This is a genomic window from Bacillus sp. PS95, assembly GCF_037963565.1.
In the GTDB taxonomy this organism is placed as follows: domain Bacteria; phylum Bacillota; class Bacilli; order Bacillales; family Bacillaceae; genus Bacillus; species Bacillus subtilis.
On record NZ_CP150160.1, the window covers coordinates 2156279 to 2175862 of the forward strand.

The following is a 19584-nucleotide window of genomic DNA, read 5'->3' on the forward strand; positions in this document are numbered from 1 at the left end:
TCATTCAAATAGAGTTTCTGCAATATTTCGGACGGCCGCTTTTTCCCGATCATCATCAAGCTTTTCTACAATTCCCCGCTCAATGGCACGACGCGGCGGAATATAAGCAGCTAAATCACATGTATCGATTAAAGCTCTGATGGATGCCGCTTCTTCAGACACCTGTCCGTTATTGGCCTGAACGATCAAGTCAGAGGAAAGCGTGATAAATCTGTCAATCAATTTCTCGTCTTTCAGGGCTGACTGAGACATGAGCACTTGTTTCAGCAGCTCGCCTTTAATATAAGGCACATCAATGATGACAAAACGGTTTTTCAACGCTTCATTCAGAGGAACAGTTCCGACATAGCCTTCATTGATGGCTGCAATGACTCCGAAACCGCTTTTAGCCCGTATGACCTCGCCTGTAAACGGATTTGTCATCATTTTTCTGTAATCTAATACACCGTTTAAAATAGGCAGTGTTTCCGGCTTCGCCATATTGATTTCATCTATATAAAGAAAATGGCCTTCCTTCATTGCCTTTGTAACAGGTCCTGAAACAAACTCGATTGTCGCCTGGCCAGATTGATTTTCAATCGTTTTATAACCGACCAATGCCTCAGCATCCAAGTCGACTGAACAGTTGACGCTGTGCATCGGTTTATGAAAATAGCTGGACAATGTTTCTGCCAACTTTGTTTTTCCTGAACCTGTAGGCCCTTTCAGCAGGACATTTTTCCCCATGGCTAATGCAATAATGGCGTCAAATAGAATGGCTTCATCCTCCGCCTCATAGCCTGATGTTCCTATAAGCGATTGAAACTCCGGGGAAATAGGCTGCTCTTTATATGATAAAAGCTTTTGTTGTATATCTTCCGGCAATGTTAAGTGCTGTAGTTGAGTTGTCATAGACAGATTCCCTTTCCTATTCATATTCCATTAACGAGTATACTAAAAAAGCCCCTGTATGCTCAATACAAAAGGGCTTGGATGATATTACTGCTTCTCGTTATTTCCCAAAAGGGCTCCGCAGACAATACGCGCACCGGAATTGCCGCTTGGGTTTGTCAGATAATCGTCCGCTTGTTCATGAATAATAAATGCACTTCCGTCCTCGTCGAGAATATTTAGTTTACTTCCTTTTTTCAGTGAAGTGTCAGGCGCATTCATTATGACATCTACCTTTCCATCAGCACCGACTTCAAGGTTCGGCAGATCTCCGGCATGATGCCCCATCGGATTATTGAAGCCGTGTTCTTTGTTCAGTGGATTAAAGGGACCGCCCGCTGATTCAAAATCCGGCCTGACACAAGAACCTTTCTCATAAATATGAAAACCGAGAGAAGCACCTGGACGCAGGCTGTTTGCGGAAATATGAATATCGAGGCCTTCATCATCTGATTCTTTGATCTCTATAAAGCCGACTGCTTTCCCTTCACGATTGACCAACTGGACATGATGACCAAACGCTGACGTTTCAACCACTTTTTTTTCCGGCACCCGGTTAGGAGGGTCTGGAGGTTTTTTTTGTCCGCATCCGGCAACTCCCAGTGCCGTCAGCATCATCAACAGCAAGAGACGGTACATACTGTCTCCCCCTTGTTTTTTCTAACAGTGTGGTCAATCATTGTCTGGTATAAACAAAAAAGCCTATAAAAGGCTTTTTGTCATACTCATTTTTAAAAATAACTTCTTGCGCCCAAGTACCGCTGTTTCCAATACGAATTGCTGAGATTGGAAATGTCGACGCCCGATGAGCTTGCATGAATAAAATCACCGCCGCCTAGATAAATCCCCATGTGAGACGGGCCGGATTTATATGTGGTAAAGAAGACAAAGTCTCCTACTGACGGCTGGCTGACTTTCTGCATGACATTCCAATACCCTGCCGTACTCAATCTTGATATAGATGATACATTATTAATGAGGTAATAAATGAAGCCGCTGCAATCAAAACCGGCAGGCGTGTTTCCGCCCCATCGGTAAGGCACTCCGACATATTTTTTCGCTTCCGTTATCATTCTGTCAATCTTCGAACCTATTTGAATGTTTGACCCTGAGTTATCTTTTGGCTTTGTTGGCTTTGTCGGATTTGAAGGATTAGATTTTGATGCTCCCGAAATAGTCAGAACCTGCCCGATTTGCAGCACATCCGATGATAAATTGTTTTTATCACGGATGCTTTGGACAGTGACTCCGAGCCGATTTGCAATTTTCCACAGTGAATCGCCTGCTTTTACCTTGTACGTCGTTGTTTTTGAGGGATTGGAGTTTGACGGCTTTTTGGAACCGCTGTTTCCGTTCTTAGGTGAACTGCTTCCTTTTATTTTGAGCACCTGTTTAGGATAAAGTGTATCTGATGTTAAGCCATTTAAGGTTTTTAATTCGGCTACAGTCATATTTAAGCTGTTTGCGATTTTCCACAGTGAGTCACCAAGCTTGACCGTATATGTACTTTTTGAAGAACCTGAAGAATTGGAACCGCTGTTTTTCTTTGATCCATTTGATCCGCTTGAACTGCTTGTCCCTTTGATCTTAAGCTTTTGCCCCGGACGAATCAGGTCACTGCTCAGGCTGTTTAAGCTTTTAAGCTCAGAAACACTCATTTTATGATTTTTAGCAATCATCCATAGGGAATCACCATATGCAACTGTGTATGTTGATGTTTTGCTTGAGTTAGATGGGGATGTCGTGCTTTTTTTGCTGCTTTCAGGAACCTTAAGGCTTTGTCCGACATAAAGCACCGTTGATTTCAATTTGTTTTCGGATTTCAGAGCTGATATTGTCGTATCATACTGGCGGGAAAGTTTCCAAAGAGAGTCACCGCTTTTTACTTTTATCGTTTTTGCTTCCGCGGGTGCTGCGGCCATCGACGACCCAACAACTGCAGAAACAGCCAAGCCGGCTACAATCTTCTTTTTCATTCATTCAACCTCCTAAACTGTTTTTTTGTAAAAACAGCTAGTATTTTGTTTCCAAAAATGGCACACAACTGTTTTATCGTCAATTTTTCAGCAAGTTAAACCCTTTTCAAACATTTGGCGCAGCATTTTCAGCATCGTTCGACCTTTAAACCTTCAAATAAACATCTAACATTTTACATAAGCACGATATGTTTTTCGAAAGTCTAAGGAACTATTTAAGTGAGGGTAAAAATGATGGTTTTCTATCGATGAACGAAGCAGTTTCTCCTCCTTTCTTGTCTATTTTTCTAATCAATTCTCTATCGGCGTGTCAAATCCCTCTTATGAAATGGCAAAAAGCCTGTTCTTTCGATAAGAACAGGCTTTTACACTATGCATTTGCTGATTGAGTTTTTTGTTTTACAGCTTCAAGAATGCTGTCGGCTGCTTTTTTAGAGCCGCCTGCCGCTTTCAGTGATTGTCCAATTTCTTTTGCCTTTTCAACATACGAACGATTATTCATTACTTCTTGTATCGTCTCTTTCAGTAGGCTTTCAGACAATTCTTCCTTTTTAATTACTTTTCCTGCGCCGACTTTTTCTACCTGATCTGCGACAACAAATTGGTCGCCTCCCATCGGAATGACAACGAGCGGGGTTTCAAAATACAAACCTTCACTTGTGCTGTTCATTCCGCCGTGTGTCACAAATAAGCTGGCTCTTTTCAAGATCTCAAGCTGAGGGACATACGGGCGTACAATGAAATTCTCCGGAATGTCGTTTAACTCACTTGTTTTAATATGCTTGCCGATGGAAAGCACAACTTTACCGTCAAAGTCCTTACACACTTCAAGGCATTGATTAAAAAACTGCTTTTGATTATTAAAAATGGTTCCCATTGAAATAAACAGCACGTTTTCATTGTCAATCTGATCAAATGGGAAATCATTGTTTCCGGCTCTTTCTGTAATGGAAGGACCGACAAATACATATCGCTCGCCAAATTGCTCAGCCAGTGGCTGAAATCCCCTTGATGTAAAGACGATTGTCAAGTCACCATCAGCTAAAAAAACATCAAATGGCTTCTTGATCTCTGCTTGAAAATCAGCATTTAACGTTTCTGCAAGCTGCTGGTATGATTCATAATGAGGCGAATCTTCAAGTGATCCTTTCATGTACGCTCCCATCATTTCCTTCGCAAATTCCTCATTCATCGCAAAGGTTGTACACAATGAAAATCTTGGCAGCTTCAGCATGTTGGCAATGACTTTACCCGCGAGAAGATGGTGATCATATATGACATAATCATACGATTCATGTTTGACTTCCTCATAAATATGAGTCGCGATATCCTTACAGGCTTTCAAAAAAGCGCAGAGCATTTCTGTGAAATCTCTTTCTTCATCGCCGGTTGCGTTTTTCCCGAAGTAATCTCCTCTGAAATCATGATACTCACGAAACTCTATATCAAGAGCTGTGATTTTTTCTTTATATTCCTTCACTGCGTAGTACGTAATGTTTTCTCCCCGGGATTTCAGCTCCTTCATCACACCGATAGAGGGATTAATATGCCCTTCACCGGGAAAACCGATCATTAATACATTAGCCATGCGACAGCACCCTTCCTTTGAAAATTTATGTAATATTTTATACGGTACTATAAATACATAAACAGGTAAAGTATTTCACTTAATTAATATTCATTACATATAACTTTTCTACCAGTTTATATTTCCTGTCTTCAAGACAAAAAGCATTCAGCTTGAAGCGAATGCTTTAATAAAGATACGAATTCAGTCATTTTGTCTCATGATAGGATTCTTAATCAGGCCCTTTTTATTATTTTTACGTTCTTGGTGAAATTAACGGATATAATACACCGTCTTTGGCAAACGACATCTTCCCTGTTTCCTCTGAAACCACGAGCACCAGTGCATCCGTATAGCCCGACATACCGAGAGCCGCCCGGTGCCGGGTTCCCAAATGGATATCCACTTCCTTCGTCGTCAGCGGGAGCACATTGGCTGCTGACACGAGTTTGTTTTCCCTCACTAACAAAGCGCCGTCATGAAGAGGGTTTCCGGGGAAAAAGATGCTTTCAATTAATGAAGAGCTGATCTCGGCGTGTAGGGAGGTGCCTTTTTGAATAAAATGTTCAACCGGGTCTGCTCTTTCAATCACAATTAAAGCTCCATGCTTATGTTCCGATAAGGCTTTAATCGCCTTGGCCAGCTCAATAAATGCCGGCGTAAATTCCTCAATGTATGATTGCAAATAAAAGGAGGATGCAATCCCCTGCATGTCCTGAAATATGTGCCCCAAATCATCTAATTCACAAAGAAGACACTGGTCTTTTTCGTGAAGCGTTTTCAAGATTAGAGATGCATCACCTAATATTTGCTCTAGGTACACCTGTATTTTCCCCTTGAACGTATTTTCTGATATCTGCTCATAGCGCATAGCCTTCATCTCCTGTTCAAATTTCCAACTTTTCACGAATGCTTATCTTATTGATGCACATTCTATTGGTAAAGGAGGGATGTAAAGAATGGAAATCGAAAGAATCATTCAGTATATTTGCACCTTTTTAGGCGTGATTTCGCTTTCTTTTATTTATGCCCAAATGTTTAGAAAAACGAAACCGACAAAAAAAGAATAGGCCCGGCGTTCATTGCTTTTTATACATAAAATGTTATAATTTCTCTCGTTATGAAAAAGAAACGGAGATCAATGTATGAAAGAAACTCAAAACGCCCGGGAAAAAATCAAACAGCTCTTGCACATTTTAATACCGATATTCATTACCCAGGCGGGGCTTTCTCTTATGACTTTTCTAGATACGGTGATGTCAGGGAAAGTCAGCCCCGCTGATTTAGCTGGTGTCGCCATTGGCTCAAGCCTTTGGACCCCTGTTTACACAGGACTTGCAGGTATATTAATGGCGGTCACCCCGATTGTCGCTCAGTTATTAGGCGCAGAGAAAAAACAGAAGATTCCCTTTACTGTTTTACAAGCTGTATACGTGGCCGCGCTTCTTAGCATCGCCGTTTTAGTGATTGGATATGCTGCAGTTGACCTTATTCTTGGCCGATTGAATCTTGATATTCACGTGCATCAGATTGCTAAACACTTTTTAGGCTTTTTATCACTGGGAATTTTCCCTTTATTTGTTTACACCGTGTTGAGATCATTCATCGACTCATTAGGAAAAACGAGAGTCACCATGATGATTACACTCAGTTCTCTTCCAATCAATTTTGTATTGAATTATGTATTTATCTTCGGGAAGTTCGGAATGCCGGCACTTGGGGGTGTAGGCGCGGGGCTGGCATCCGCGTTAACTTACTGGTGTATCTGCATCATCAGTTTTTTCATTATTCATAAAAACGCACCGTTTTCTGAATACGGGATTTTTCTTACCATGTATAAGTTCTCTTGGAAAGCATGCAAAAATTTGCTCAAAATCGGGCTGCCTATTGGGTTCGCCGTGTTTTTTGAAACGAGCATTTTCGCAGCTGTCACGCTTCTAATGAGCCATTTTCATACAGTGACCATCGCGTCCCACCAGGCAGCCATGAATTTTGCGTCTCTTTTATATATGCTGCCGCTTAGCGTGTCCATGGCTCTAACAATTGTTGTCGGATTTGAAGCGGGTGCAGCCCGTTTTAAGGATGCACGCTCATATAGCTTAATCGGCATCATGATGGCGATCGGCTTTTCTTTGTTCACTGCCGCCTGTATCCTTTTATTCAGAGAGCAAATTGCGGGCATGTACACTTCTGACCCCAATGTGCTCCGGCTGACACAGCACTTTTTAATTTATGCGCTATTTTTTCAGCTTTCCGATGCTGTTGCCGCACCGATCCAGGGAGCACTCAGAGGGTACAAAGATGTGAACTATACACTTGCGGCCGCTTTTGTCTCTTACTGGGTCATTGGCCTTCCGGTCGGTTTTATGGTCGGTACGTTTACAAGCCTCGGTGCATTCGGCTATTGGATTGGATTAATAGCGGGACTCGCCGCCGGAGCAGTTGGGCTGTTTTTCAGGCTGGCAAAACTGCAAAAACGTTATTCGCAAAAACAACACATTTAAAAGAGGTGATCAATCATGGCAAAAAACAAAAAATTATTCGAGTATCTTTCCCAGCATGCGGAAACCATCAGTTCAACATGGTATGAAACAATCGAGGAGACTGATCCCAATTCCATTTATGCCTCAACAGACCCTGTTGTCATTCACAATTTAAAGAGCCAGAATCTTGCCTTTAACTATAAAATAAACCGTATTTTTATAGATGATGAGGACGTATACTTGCCTATACTGAAAGAATGGGCCTTTGAAGTCACACAGGATCAAGAGCATTTAAAAACTCCTATCCACTATATTATTCGGGAGTTTGTCAGAGTGAGAGATTTATATGTTTCCTATGTGAAAGAATTTGTCCATCTCAATCAGGATACTGTGAAAAGCGAAGAAGCCGAAGACCTGTATCACGCCCTTATAAAAGCGTTTGATCTTGTGATTCATATTTTTATAGAAGAAATGTACAAAAACACAAGCCTTCAGCTTCAGGCCCAAAAAGATATGATTACTGAATTGAGCGCTCCGGTCATCGTGCTGTTTCACAGCGTCGGACTGCTGCCTTTAATCGGAGATATTGATACAGTCCGCGCCAAGCTGATTATGGAAAACACACTGCATCAATGTGCGAAAAAAAAGGTGACACAACTGTATATTGATTTGTCAGGAGTAGCTGTGATTGATACGATGGTTGCCCATCAGCTGTTCAGTCTGATTGAGGCGCTTCGTTTAATCGGTGTTTCTTCAACTTTGTCTGGAATCCGTCCGGAAATCGCGCAAACAGCGGTTCAGCTAGGTTTGTCTTTCGAAGGTATTTCCTTGAGATCCACTCTCGCTTCAGCAATTGCATCGGACTTAAAATTAAAAAAGGTATAAGGCTTAAGGCCTTATACCTTTTTGATTAATCATTCCATTGATACGTCCAATAAATTTCTTCTTCAAACCATGTTGCCATAACAGGTTCATTATTTTTCAATTTCTCTTCAAGCTCTCTGAGCATGCCTTCTGTTTGTGTGCGGTGAGCTCTTAACGCATTCATTTTAATATCAGCTACTTCTTTGATATCAAGCACGACATCAGCTTCGCCGAGAACCTCTTCTCTGTTGCGGGTAATGGCCATGCAGATTGTACGCGGACGGTCTTCTTTCTTTTTGCGGTACAATGCACGGATAACCGCTTCCCCGCATGCATCATGGTCAGGGTGCACACCGTGTCCGGGATAAAATGTGACAATTAAACTTGGTTTTACATCATCTATGATCTCTTCCATGATATCAGCTAAATACTCATCATCTTCAAATTCGAGCGTTTTGTCACGGAGTCCAAGCATACGAAGGTCATTGATATCCATTTCTTTGCAGGCATTGATGAGCTCTTGTTTTCTTAATAGCGGCAACGTTTCCCGATTCGCGAAAAATGGATCGCCCATATTTCTGCCCATTTCACCTAAAGTGGCGCAGGCATACGTAACGGGAATGTCTTTTTTTCTGTTTAAGGCAATGAGGCCTGCCACTCCATATGATTCATCATCAGGGTGAGGCAGGATTACTAGTACATGTTCTTTCATTATTATTCACCCTTTTCTTTAAACTGTGAACGGTTTTTCGCTGATTTGCAGAGAAATAGCCAGTTTACCGCCCGGCAGGTGTCCCGCCATTAATAAACGGTTTTCTTCATCTACCGTGTATTCAGTCAAGCCTTCAGCATAAATCCAGCCTTCTTCTGTTTTCAAGCCAACGCGGTAAGGCCCGTTGCCTTTGATTTTTGCCTGATGATAAGTGACTTTTGCATTGCGGATATACGCAACAACCGTCATGTTCTTTTCATTTAAGTGCGCTGAATAAGAACCTGTGGTGGTTTCTAAATGGATATATACAGGGCGGTCCGCATATCGTTCTAAAGATGCTTGCACATCTTCTTTTATGATCGCTTTCATGATTGCTCCCCTCTTTCTTCTTTTAAATACTCTGCACGTTCTGTATGTAATTTGACCAGCTGATATTTCACAGCCGGTTCGAGCTGTGAATTCACAATGCGCTGAATCGCGGCAAAATATTTTTCCAGCATCGGTTTTCGGAGTCTTGGATGTGTTCGTTTATCCAAGAGCTCAAGATCAATCGCCTCTGCTACCGCTTCTGCGTCATCATGTGCGAGAGATCGGTTATTCCAAAGTGAAGCATAGGCTTTCACTATCTCTTTATCATTGTCCATCGTCTTGCTCCTTTATGTCTTACATACATGAAATGATTATACATAATATATGCATCAGCTGAAAAGCCAAAGGCCTCAATGGCTTTTTGACGCCCGTTTCCACTTCACTTGTGAAAACGTAAACAAGAGCAGCGCAGCCCATATACAGCTGAATGTAAAAGCCTTCGAGCTTGAAAATGGCTCATGGTAAACAAACAGCCCGATCAGCAGGGTAATGGTCGGCGCAATATATTGTAAGATACCGACTTGATACAGCGGCAGCCGTTTCGCTCCTTCCGCAAACAATAAGAGCGGCAAAGCCGTAAACACACCGGCCAAAAAGAGAAGCAGCCACGTCCCTCCGCTTTCTGCACCCGCTGGCTGAACATGTCCGCTGAACAGCAAATACCCTAATGCAATCGGCATAATCATGAATGTTTCCAGCGTTAAACCGATGGCGCTCGGCAGGCTTGTTCTTTTTTTGCTTAACCCGTACAGCCCAAAGCTGAATGCGAGCAGAAGCGCAACATAAGGAATGGAGCCGTATTGGAACGCTGAGATGATGACACCGGCTGCCGCAATCGAAACGGCCACTAATTGCAGGCGATTCAGTTTTTCCTTTAAAAATAAAATCCCAAGGAGCACTGATACAAGCGGATTAATGTAATAGCCAAGACTAGCCTCAAGCAAAAAGCCATGGTTGACAGCCCATATGTATACAAACCAGTTGATCGAAATCAGGATAGAAGCAAGAAATAAAGAGAGGATCCCTCCGTTCTTTTTCAGAGAGCGCAACTCCTGCCATCCTATTTTCCATTGCCGCAAGAAAAAAAGTACGATACACATAAAAACAAAAGACCATATAATACGATGAGCCAAAATATCAAGAGCCGGCAGCTGTTCGAGAAGCTTCCAATAGAGCGGAAACAGGCCCCACATGATAAAGGAAACGGCTGTGTAAATAACGCCTTTTTTTGTTTCTGAATATTGCATTTATATCCCTGCCTTTCTTTAGAGCATCTTATATTATATCACGTGAAAGATCTGGCGGGCATATACTATTTTGTCCGTGAAGAAAGGATGTGAAGACAATGTTTGAGTGGAACAAGTACTTTCCTTTCCACAATCAATTTTCTAAAGAAGCATTAAAAAAAGCTGATCCGAAAGAAGTTGAAACGTATGTCAATCGTGTGATGGAAAGTGTGTTCGGCAGTGATTATGCGGCTCAATTTCCTTTCCGCGATCCTCTCCCCCAAAAAGAACATCCCGCCAAACCTGATGCAAAACCTGATGTCAAACCTGATATTGATATATTCGAAACTGCAGACCATGTGTTTGTAAAGGTGCCAATCAGCGAAGAATGGCTGGAACAAGTGAGAATCAAACACACATCTCACGAATTATGGTTGGAAAACCTCCCAAGAGCAGATCATCCGAAAAAAGTAAACCTTCCTTGTTTAGTCAAACGCAAAGGAACAAAAGCCGTCTATAAGGATGGCCTTCTGGAAGTCATGTTTCAAAAGCAGCAAGACTACAATATGTCCGAGGTAGAAATCATCCGATAAAAAACGGCCTGCAATCGATGCAGGCCGTTTTTTATTAATAGAAGCCGGGATATCCCCCGTATGGCACGCCGGCACCAAAACCGTACGGTCCGCCTCCATATCCATAAGGGCCAGGAGGATAGGCATAGGGACGAGAATAGTTAAACAGCGCACTCCCGAGAAAACCGCCTAATAAACCGCCGACTAGAGGAGCGCCAAACAAAAAAGGACTACGCGCCGGATATCCGGCTGGACCTGGGATTCCGCGTAAATACGAATGATGAGGGTACATGATTTTTTCCTCCTTTATGTCTGCCTATACGTAAAGTATTCAGCAAGGAAGAAAAACGATTGGGCTACGGACTGTCTATGATTGTTACATCACAAGCCCTGCCAATAACACACAGCCGAGCCCTGTAACCGAAAGAATTGTTGTAAGCAGCGTCCAGGTTTGAATGTTTCTTTCATGCTCAAGCCGAAAAATTCCTTTACCATCCAAAATCCTGCATCATTTACATGACACGCAATGACACTGCCGGCTCCTGTTGCAAGCACCATTAACGCGGGGTTTACACTGCCAGCCTCCATAAGCGGAGCTGCCATTCCCGCTGTGGTAAGCGCAGCCACGGTAGCAGAGCCTAGACACAGACGCAGAACCGCGGCGATGGTCCATGCAACGAATAGCGGCGACATGTTTGTTTGACGGAAAAAATCAGCGACATAATCGCCGACCCCGCCGTCAATCAGCACCTGTTTAAACGCTCCTCCCCCTCCTATGATGAGCAGCATCATCGCAATTTGCGAAATTGATTCTGAAATAGATCTGCTGATTTCCTGCATAGATATTTTACGGGCATATCCCATCGTATAGAGTGCAAGCAACAGCGAAATGAGCATTGCCGTTCCCGGAGTGCCGATAAATTCTATAATGTCTTTTCCTTTTGAATGTTCACTCAATAATAAAGAAAAAACTGTTGCCATTGCCATAAAGATAACCGGGAATAAAGACGTGACAGCACTGATCGCAAAGCCCGGTGTTTCATTCAGCTGAAATTCTTTCCTTGGTCCTAACCCCGATAGGTTTCCATGCTTTTGATACGCACCAGGAAACCGTTTCATCGCAAATTTATTAAATAAAGGCCCGGCAATCACAGTTGTCGGAACAGCGATGATGATTCCAAAAAGCAGCACCTGGCCAATATGGGCACCATATGCAACTGAGATAGCAGTTGGAGCAGGATGTGGGGGCAAAAATCCGTGAGTAACATTTAAGGCGGCGGCCATCGGGATTCCCAGATACAGAAAAGACATTTTTAATTCTTTAGCAATCGCGTAAACAATCGGTATCAACAGAACAAGACCCACTTCAAAAAACAGCGCAATACCGATGATAAAAGAGGCAACCACAACCGCCGCCTGTATTCGTTTCCTCCCGAATTTGCCAATCAGCGTAATGGCAATCCGATAGCCGCCCCCAGCATCTGAGACAAGCCTCCCAAGCATCGCGCCAAGTCCAAACACTAAAGCTAAATGCCCCAGCTGCCCGCCAATTCCAGCCTCAATTGAAAGAACAATTTTATTGATATCCATTCCAAGTCCGATCTCTACTAAAAATGAAACGACAATCAGTGAGACAAAGGTATTTAATTTTACTTTAATAATGAGAAATAACAGAATCAGCACTCTGACAGCTACAATTAAAATCGGCATGGTACCCCTCCAAAAGTGTTTTATATGATTCTCGCGACAATGTTTTGGCGCTTTTCATGCCTAGATGAATAGAAAACGCTTTCATTAATAACTAAAAACGTCTTGGTTATATGATTGTTATCTTTTGATCAACTAATATGTTCATACTAATCTCCTAATCAATGACTGTCAATCGTTTTTATGAGCTTGTCTCGATTACCTACCGCCTAACCCAATGATTTATTAGTTATATGTTGATTAACTTTTGGTTATATGTTATGTTTTTTAAAGTTGACTGCCAATCATTATATCTATTCATTGTCTGGAAGCAAATGAGACAATATGAGAACAGACGGATAACAACTTCACAGAAGGAGGAGTACACATGCCATTATTGCGTTTTGATGTAATTGAGGGCCGTGATGAAAAATCGCTGCAATTGTTATTAGATACTGCTCACCAAGCGATGGTTGAAGCATTTGGTGTTCCGGAAAGAGACCGTTATCAAATTGTCCATCAGCATCCCGCAAACGAGCTTATAATCCAAGATACGGGTTTAGGTTTTCAGAGAACCAAGGATCTGGTCATCATTAGCATGACAAGCAAAGCAAGAACCAAAAGCCAAAAGGAAAAATTGTATGCTCTGCTTGCTGAAAGGTTAGAAGAAAAATGCGGAATTTCCCCTGAAGACCTCATGGTATCTATTACTGAGAATGGTGACGCAGACTGGAGTTTCGGTCTCGGTGAGGCGCAATTTTTGAATGGAAAACTATAAGATTTCGTCTCCCCATAAAAAAAAGAGAGAGCTCCAAAGAAGCTCTCTCTTTTTTTCATAAATGCGGAAGTCATCAGTATAGAAGCATCCAGCAATACGAAAAACCTGGATCTCCTTTTAGATTCGGTTTAAATGCCAATTGGAAGCTGACTTTGGCCGAAAATATAAAATTTTGCTGATTTGCATAATAAGATAACTCATAATCCCCATTTACAACAGGTTGGATGCTATAACTTATTGATCATTTCCATGAACATGACACTTTTGCCAATCCGGAAATGTCAGTCTGACAAATATAAAAAGTCATGTAAACGGGTGTGAACCGTACTTACATGACTCACCATGGAAACAAAGGCTCTTTTTCAGGTGCCGCTTTCCTTATTTCTCTTCTTCACACACTGTGTCACCAGGCTCGCAAAATTGATCGGCCCATGCCTGCATTTCTTGAAATACAGCTTGAAGCGCTGTTCCTTTTTCAGTTAGCGTGTAGATGACTTTGACCGGCGTTTCAGGGAGAACCTGCCGTTCGACAATCTCGTTTTGTTCAAGCTCCTTCAAGCGCTCTGCCAACATTTTTTGGCTGATCATCGGTATTGTTTCCGTTATCTCTTTAAACCGTTTCGGCCCATCCATTAGCACATGGATGATCAGACCGTTCCATCGTTTTCCCAGCAATGAGAATGCGGATTCCATTTTAGGGCACATCGTATTTCCCACAAGTCTTCATCCCTTCATCTATTGATTGACATGTATTCAATGATCCATTACAATAATCTTTCAAGTTACATTTAGTAAGCTTCTAACTTTTCTATTATCATACCACGTTTATCCGAAGGAGGAAACACTATGACGAATACTCTGGATGTTTTAAAAGCACGTGCATCTGTAAAGGAATATGATACAAATGCCCCGATCTCTAAGGAGGAGCTGACTGAGCTATTAGACCTTGCCGCTAAAGCGCCTTCTGCTTGGAACCTTCAGCATTGGCATTTTACAGTATTCCACAGCGATGAATCAAAAGCGGAGCTTCTTCCTGTAGCGTATAATCAAAAACAAATCGTTGAGTCTTCTGCTGTTGTTGCCATTTTAGGCGATTTAAAGGCAAATGAAAACGGTGAAGAAGTTTATGCTGAATTAGCAAGCCAAGGCTATATTACGGATGAAATCAAACAAACATTGCTCGGCCAAATCAACGGTGCTTACCAAAGCGAGCAATTCGCACGTGATTCCGCTTTCTTAAATGCTTCTTTAGCTGCTATGCAGCTTATGATTGCCGCAAAAGCAAAAGGTTATGACACTTGCGCAATTGGCGGATTTAACAAAGAGCAGTTCCAAAAGCAATTTGATATCAGTGAGCGCTACGTTCCGGTTATGCTTATTTCAATCGGCAAAGCAGTGAAGCCTGCCCATCAAAGCAACCGCCTGCCGCTTTCAAAAGTATCAACTTGGCTGTAAGGATATGAAAAACCTTAGTCCGAAATCCGGACTAAGGTTTTTTTATACAATCGCCTCTTTGTACCATTCACGAGCCTGTTCAGCTTCATGCTGAGTCAGCTGATGGCCCCCGTCCTGCCAGAAAACGGAGGCTGATGCCCCGCTGTCACGCAAATAGCGGTAAAGCTCTTCTGATTCTTCCTTCGTGCAAAGAGGATCGTATTTCCCGGCACCGATAAAAACAGGGAGCCCCGCCATATCAGGCAGCTCGATACCCCGAATCGGAACCATTGGATGATGCAGAATAGCCCCTTTTAACACATCTTTATAATGAAAAAGCAGGCTTGCCGCAATGTTTGCGCCGTTTGAATAACCGACTGCAATCACTTTGCCGCGATCAAACTGATGCGTTTCTGCAGCCTCGTCGATAAAATCTTTCAATTCTCTTGTCCGCACCACAAGATCTTTTTCATCAAAAACTCCTTCACTCAGACGTTTGAAAAATCGCGGCATTCCATTTTCAAGCACCGATCCTCTGACACCAAGCAAATGGGCATTAGGGTCTATAAACCGCCCCAATGAAAGCAGATCGTGTTCATTACCGCCCGTGCCATGCAACAGCAAAAGTACGTTGTCAGATGTTCCTTTTTCATAAATATGCTTCATTATAAATTCCCCCTTTTAAAGTTCAGGTAAAATGTCTGTAATTTGGTGTCTATGTTTCTCCAGCCATTCAGGCAGTTTTAAGGAAGTCCCTAGCTCAGAAAACGTTTCATCTGTCATAAAGCCCGGTTCATCTGTGGCAATTTCAAATAAGATACCGCCTTTCTCCCTGAAATAAACTGATGTAAAGTATTCCCTGTCGAGAATTTCTGACGAAGGCAGATGGTTTTCAGCAATAATCGGCAGCCATTTCGCCTGTTCCTTTTTCTTTGTCCGAAACGCTACATGGTGTACCGTACCATATCCTCCGACTCCTCTTTTTTCAGGGTATAAATGGACATCAATGACACCGCCGACGGCCGCTGAGGTTGCCAGTCTGACAATCTGGTCTTCTTCGGCCACTTTGGTGTATCCAAAGCTTTCCATTAACAATTGTATGGTCGCCTGCGGGTCGTAGGAATATAGCAGCACACCTTTCATTCCCGTAATTGCTTCATTTGTTGTGATCCCGTCAGGCGTCCACTCGCTTTTGCCGCTTTTCGCATCCTCCATGATCGCCAGCGGAAGGTCTTCTGTATCATCAAAAATAAGACCTTTTTCACCAAACAACGTTTTTTCCTCTAGGCTCAGCCCGCTTTTCTCAAGACGCTCCTTCCAAAAAGACAGGGAGCCTGAGGGAACTGAAAAGTACACCCGGCCCGCTTGGCCTTTTCCTACCGTTCCCTGTCCGCTTCCTTGGAACGGAAAAAAGGTCATTATTGTACCGGGATCTCCGTTTTGATTCCCAAAGTAAAAATGATACGTTCCGGGATCATCAAAGTTTACTGTTTTTTTAACAAGCCTGAGCCCAAGCACTTCTGTATAAAATCGCAAGTTTTCTTGCGGATCTCTGGCGAATGCTGTGACATGGTGCAATCCTTCTGTTTTCATTTTCTCACTCCTATTTATCTCGATTTCAAGATATTTATTATTTTAAACCTTTATTGAAAAGGATGCAAACCATGTGTTTTGATTAAATAATTGAAAAAATCATTTTTTTCTAATAATTATCTTGTGATCTTTTCTTACAACTGCTATTATAGTGAGCATTATCATGTTTCAGGAGGAAAGTAAATGGTTAAAAAAGCACTTATTGTTATTCTCATTCTTTTGCCATTCGTTCAGCTCGCGCTTTTGCCGCTTGTGAATCGAATAGAACCGATTATGTTCGGCCTGCCGTTTTTCCACTTTTGGCTGCTGCTGTGGATTATTGTTACGCCGTTATGCTCGTTTGGCATTTATCAGATGCAAAAAAAAGATGGAGGACTTGAATAATGCAAGGGAATCTGACTGCACTTCTCATTACTGCTATTATTGTTTTAACCGTTGTCTGTATCGGCTTTCTCGCCGGAAGAGACAAATCCTCACGTACTTCTGTGGAAGAATGGTCTGTCGGCGGCAGACGCTTCGGCGGTCTTCTCGTCTGGTTTTTAGTAGGCGCTGACCTTTATACGGCCTATACTTTCTTAGGGTTGACCAGTACTGCTTTTACAGGCGGAAGTGTTGCATTTTTCGCCATTCCTTATTCTGTGTTGGCCTACTTTATCGCCTACTTCTTCTTGCCAAAACTTTGGAAAGTTGCGAAAATTCATAAATTAACAACACTCGCGGATTATGCCCGGGAACGTTTTAACAGTAAGCTTTTGGCAAGCCTCGTTGCCATCGTTGGGGTACTCATGCTTATTCCGTACATATGCCTTCAGCTGAGCGGCATTCAAGACACGCTTCAGGTTGCCGGCACTGGCTATATTAACGTAAAATTCGTTGTGATCATTTCATTTATTCTTGTTGCTCTTTACACATTCTTCAGCGGGATTAAAGGGCCCACATATACAGCCATCATTAAGGACATTTTAGTATGGGTCATTATGCTGTTTATGGTGGTGTCCCTCCCTCTCATTCATTTTAACGGCTGGACGCCAATGATTGACACGTTAGTGAAGGAAGCGCCGCAAATGCTGACGATACCGGCAGAAGGACCAAAAGGCATCCCTTGGTTTATCACAGCATCTATTGTTTCCGCTCTGGCACTTTTTATGTGGGCACACGCCGCTACAGGAGTTTTTACAGCGAAAAGCGCCGATGCAGTAAGAAAAAACAGCATGTTTTTACCCCTTTACAATATTGTGTTAATTTTGGTCATTTTTCTTGGCTTTATCGCCTTTCTTGTTCTGCCGGAAGATACAAATCCAAGACTCGCGCTGCTGCATTTGATTCAAACATCTTACGGCGGCGTGGCACAAGGTTTTGCATATGCCACTATCGCTCTTGCTTCATTAATACCTTGTTCCATTATGGCAATCGGCGCATCGAATTTATTCGCCAACAACCTATACCGGGATTTGATTCATCCGAATGTGTCGCAAAGCAAGCTGACTCTTGTCACACGTTCAATGGTGTTTGTTGTCATCGGTCTCGCGCTGCTGTTTGGAATGCTGTTTCCGACTGCCTTAGTGACACTTCAGCTATTAGGTGTATCCGGTATGGTGCAAATCTTCCCAGCGATTGCTGTCAGCCTGTTCTGGAAGCGTCAAACGAAAGAAGCGACAGTTATCGGATTATTAGTCGGCCTTGCGGTTACGTTTATTGTGTATACCACTCAATCCGCACATGGCATTTATGAAGGATTCTGGGGATTGGCCGCCAACATGATCGCTGTGGTTATCCTGAATCCGCTGTTCGTTAAAAACGCGGGATCCAATCCTGTCATTGAAGGTTTATTTGGCAAAAAACAAGACGCTAATCCAAATCAAAAGGGTGCATAAAAAAACCATACGCGGCAGCCGCGTATGGTTTTTTTACATTTCTTTTTTCAGTGTTTCAATTGCCTTTTCCATTTGCGTATCATTATCTGACAGCTTCTTTTGAAGTTCTATCATTAATTTCGTTGTTGTATCGCCAGTCAGTATGCCTGTTTCTTTTAGCTCCTCTTTTTTCTGGAACTGTTTGACGACAGATACAAAATCCTGGTCATACGTACTGTTAACCTTTACCTTGTAACCAAGTGCTTTGAGCATTTTCTGAGCCACTTTAACGTTTGTGCCTGTATCACCTGATTTGTACGTTTTATCTGCGTCCAAATACGGCAGCTTCGCGTAATCAGGCAGCTCTGCTTTCACTTGAGGCTTGATGCCTTTTTTGTGAATCCATTCGCCGTCAGCAGTCAGCCATTTGGCAACTGTCAGTTTGACAGTAGAGCCATCATCATACTCTTTTGCCGTTTGCACTGTACCTTTTCCGAATGTCGTCTCGCCGATTAACGGTACGTTTGACGATTCATGAAGGGCAGCGGCCATAATTTCGGCTGCGCTTGCTGTACCGTCATTTACTAAAACGACGGTCGGCTTGGTCACTTTCCGTTCTTTTTCGGCCTTCATGACTTCTTTTGAACCGTTTTTGTATTCAACCTGCATGATGTTTTTCCCTTTATCAATGAACAGGTTGCTCATCGTAATCGCCTGTTCCATTAAGCCGCCCGGGTTGCCTCTCAAGTCTAAAATATAGCCTTTGGCGCCTTTTTTCTCTAAACTGTCAATCGCATCTGTCAGCTCTTTAGCTGTTGTTTCAGAGAAAGAAGTGATTTGAATTTCTCCGATGTTGTTGTCTTTCATCTCTGAATAGACAGTCTCTACAGGAATGGTATCGCGCTTAATGGAAAGATCGATATTCCCCACTCCCGCTCTGTTCAGTTCAAGCTTCACCTTTGTGCCCTTTTTGCCTCGGATTAAAGCGACGGCTTCATTTACATTCATGCCTTTTACGCTTTTTCCATTCACCTTAATGATTTGGTCTCTCGGTTTGATGCCGGCTTTTTCAGCAGGTGAACCTTTAATTGGGGATACAATAAGGATTTCTCCGTCTTTCTCCTCTACTTGGGCTCCGATTCCTTCAAAAGATGCTGAAATCGTCTCGTCGAATGATTTCGCTTGCTCTTGATCCATATATGTAGAGTACGGATCATCCAGTGATTGAATCATTCCTTTAATTGCTCCGTCTACTAATTTGTCATCATCTGTTTTTTGGTAATAATCACTTTTGATTTGCTCATACGCTTTATTTAATTTGTCGAACTTACTGTCTCCTGTGCTTGCTGATTTTTGGCCCAGGATACTGGAATTGCCCGTAATAAATAAAGTAAGCGCCGAAGCGACAACTGCAGTGATCAGCACAATAAAAAACAATTTTAATTGCCGTTTCAATTAAACACCACCTTTTTCTTCTTACATTATTATCATGGACGAATTCTTATTCGTCAACTCGGAGCAGAAACGAAAGAGAAACGCCC

Annotated in this window: 21 protein-coding genes and 1 pseudogene; 7 read left to right on the forward strand and 15 right to left on the reverse strand. The window is 42.5% G+C overall.

The genetic code is table 11. From position 1 onward, the window contains the following. The 5 genes from NSQ12_RS10855 to cdaS all read right to left on the reverse strand — a co-directional run bounded on the left by NSQ12_RS10855 (position 1) and on the right by cdaS (position 5353). A complete protein-coding gene (locus NSQ12_RS10855) occupies positions 1-915 on the reverse strand; it encodes a MoxR family ATPase (protein WP_010886530.1) in 915 nt (304 codons plus the stop codon). Positions 916-978: 63 nt separating this feature from the next. Next, positions 979-1569, reverse strand: a complete 591-nt coding sequence (locus NSQ12_RS10860; RefSeq protein ID WP_015251895.1) for a superoxide dismutase family protein — start codon at positions 1567-1569, stop codon at positions 979-981. 92 nt (positions 1570-1661) lie between these two features. Further along, entirely contained in the window at positions 1662-2906 is a 1245-nt protein-coding gene (gene cwlS / locus NSQ12_RS10865; RefSeq protein ID WP_004399265.1) for a D-gamma-glutamyl-meso-diaminopimelic acid endopeptidase CwlS, read from the reverse strand. A 370-nt stretch (positions 2907-3276) separates the two neighbouring features. Beyond that, positions 3277-4494: a macrolide family glycosyltransferase gene (locus NSQ12_RS10870; RefSeq protein WP_217024437.1), complete on the reverse strand. Its 1218-nt coding sequence runs from the start codon at positions 4492-4494 to the stop codon at positions 3277-3279. A gap of 235 nt (positions 4495-4729) precedes the next feature. Then, on the reverse strand, positions 4730-5353 hold the full coding sequence (gene cdaS, locus NSQ12_RS10875) for a cyclic di-AMP synthase CdaS (protein ID WP_144500748.1): 624 nt from the start codon (positions 5351-5353) through the stop codon (positions 4730-4732). Positions 5354-5618: 265 nt separating this feature from the next. Between cdaS and NSQ12_RS10880 the strand changes: the two genes are divergently transcribed. Together NSQ12_RS10880 and rsbRC are read left to right on the forward strand one after the other, a co-directional pair. Beyond that, positions 5619-6977 (forward strand): MATE family efflux transporter, encoded by a 1359-nt coding sequence (locus NSQ12_RS10880; RefSeq protein WP_144500738.1) that lies wholly within the window; start codon positions 5619-5621, stop codon positions 6975-6977. Positions 6978-6992: 15 nt separating this feature from the next. Beyond that, on the forward strand, positions 6993-7841 hold the full coding sequence (rsbRC, locus tag NSQ12_RS10885) for an RsbT co-antagonist RsbRC (RefSeq protein WP_014480032.1): 849 nt from the start codon (positions 6993-6995) through the stop codon (positions 7839-7841). 25 nt (positions 7842-7866) lie between these two features. On the opposite strand, the gene bshB2 is transcribed toward rsbRC, so the two are convergent. The 4 genes from bshB2 to rarD form a co-directional block, all read right to left on the reverse strand. Continuing rightward, positions 7867-8532, reverse strand: a complete 666-nt coding sequence (gene bshB2, locus NSQ12_RS10890) for a bacillithiol biosynthesis deacetylase BshB2 (RefSeq protein ID WP_003231215.1) — start codon at positions 8530-8532, stop codon at positions 7867-7869. Between the two features lie 18 nt (positions 8533-8550). After that, a complete protein-coding gene (locus NSQ12_RS10895) occupies positions 8551-8901 on the reverse strand; it encodes a YojF family protein (protein ID WP_003231213.1) in 351 nt (116 codons plus the stop codon). Further along, on the reverse strand, positions 8898-9176 hold the full coding sequence (locus NSQ12_RS10900) for a hypothetical protein (RefSeq protein WP_003231211.1): 279 nt from the start codon (positions 9174-9176) through the stop codon (positions 8898-8900). Before NSQ12_RS10900 ends, NSQ12_RS10895 begins: the two co-directional genes overlap by 4 nt. A 75-nt stretch (positions 9177-9251) precedes the next feature. Further along, positions 9252-10148 carry an EamA family transporter RarD gene (gene rarD, locus NSQ12_RS10905; protein WP_015383877.1) on the reverse strand — a complete coding sequence of 299 codons (897 nt, stop codon included), beginning with the start codon at positions 10146-10148 and terminating at the stop codon, positions 9252-9254. 98 nt (positions 10149-10246) lie between these two features. Between rarD and gerT the strand changes: the two genes are divergently transcribed. Then, complete coding sequence (gene gerT / locus NSQ12_RS10910; protein ID WP_003231207.1) at positions 10247-10720, forward strand: spore germination protein GerT; 474 nt, start codon at positions 10247-10249, stop codon at positions 10718-10720. Positions 10721-10754: 34 nt separating this feature from the next. On the opposite strand, the gene NSQ12_RS10915 is transcribed toward gerT, so the two are convergent. Together NSQ12_RS10915 and NSQ12_RS10920 are read right to left on the reverse strand one after the other, a co-directional pair. Further along, positions 10755-10991: a hypothetical protein gene (locus tag NSQ12_RS10915; RefSeq protein WP_004399366.1), complete on the reverse strand. Its 237-nt coding sequence runs from the start codon at positions 10989-10991 to the stop codon at positions 10755-10757. A gap of 84 nt (positions 10992-11075) precedes the next feature. Beyond that, positions 11076-12409 (reverse strand): annotated as a pseudogene (locus tag NSQ12_RS10920) (gluconate:H+ symporter). 364 nt (positions 12410-12773) lie between these two features. Here NSQ12_RS10920 and NSQ12_RS10925 point away from each other — a divergent pair. After that, positions 12774-13163, forward strand: coding sequence for a tautomerase family protein (locus NSQ12_RS10925; protein WP_339174730.1), 390 nt, complete (start codon positions 12774-12776; stop codon positions 13161-13163). 378 nt (positions 13164-13541) lie between these two features. On the opposite strand, the gene yodB is transcribed toward NSQ12_RS10925, so the two are convergent. Continuing rightward, entirely contained in the window at positions 13542-13880 is a 339-nt protein-coding gene (gene yodB, locus NSQ12_RS10930; RefSeq protein ID WP_004399427.1) for a transcriptional regulator YodB, read from the reverse strand. A 129-nt stretch (positions 13881-14009) separates the two neighbouring features. Between yodB and NSQ12_RS10935 the strand changes: the two genes are divergently transcribed. Beyond that, entirely contained in the window at positions 14010-14618 is a 609-nt protein-coding gene (locus tag NSQ12_RS10935; RefSeq protein ID WP_014477092.1) for a nitroreductase family protein, read from the forward strand. 42 nt (positions 14619-14660) lie between these two features. Here the strand turns inward: NSQ12_RS10935 and NSQ12_RS10940 are convergent, their stop codons facing one another. Beyond that, the gene (locus NSQ12_RS10940; protein WP_014480039.1) at positions 14661-15263 is read right to left on the reverse strand and encodes an alpha/beta hydrolase; all 603 of its coding nucleotides are present in this window, start codon (positions 15261-15263) and stop codon (positions 14661-14663) included. 15 nt (positions 15264-15278) lie between these two features. Further along, complete coding sequence (locus NSQ12_RS10945) at positions 15279-16190, reverse strand: ring-cleaving dioxygenase (RefSeq protein WP_122895490.1); 912 nt, start codon at positions 16188-16190, stop codon at positions 15279-15281. A 183-nt stretch (positions 16191-16373) separates the two neighbouring features. On the opposite strand from NSQ12_RS10945, the gene NSQ12_RS10950 reads away from it, so the two are divergent. Together NSQ12_RS10950 and NSQ12_RS10955 are read left to right on the forward strand one after the other, a co-directional pair. Beyond that, a complete protein-coding gene (locus tag NSQ12_RS10950) occupies positions 16374-16574 on the forward strand; it encodes a DUF3311 domain-containing protein (protein WP_003231189.1) in 201 nt (66 codons plus the stop codon). Continuing rightward, the gene (locus tag NSQ12_RS10955) at positions 16574-18064 is read left to right on the forward strand and encodes a sodium:solute symporter (protein ID WP_076458030.1); all 1491 of its coding nucleotides are present in this window, start codon (positions 16574-16576) and stop codon (positions 18062-18064) included. The genes NSQ12_RS10950 and NSQ12_RS10955 overlap by 1 nt, the downstream gene beginning before the upstream one ends. A gap of 33 nt (positions 18065-18097) precedes the next feature. On the opposite strand, the gene ctpA is transcribed toward NSQ12_RS10955, so the two are convergent. Continuing rightward, entirely contained in the window at positions 18098-19498 is a 1401-nt protein-coding gene (gene ctpA, locus NSQ12_RS10960) for a carboxy-terminal processing protease CtpA (RefSeq protein ID WP_038429163.1), read from the reverse strand. Between the last annotated feature and the right edge of the window lie 86 nt (positions 19499-19584).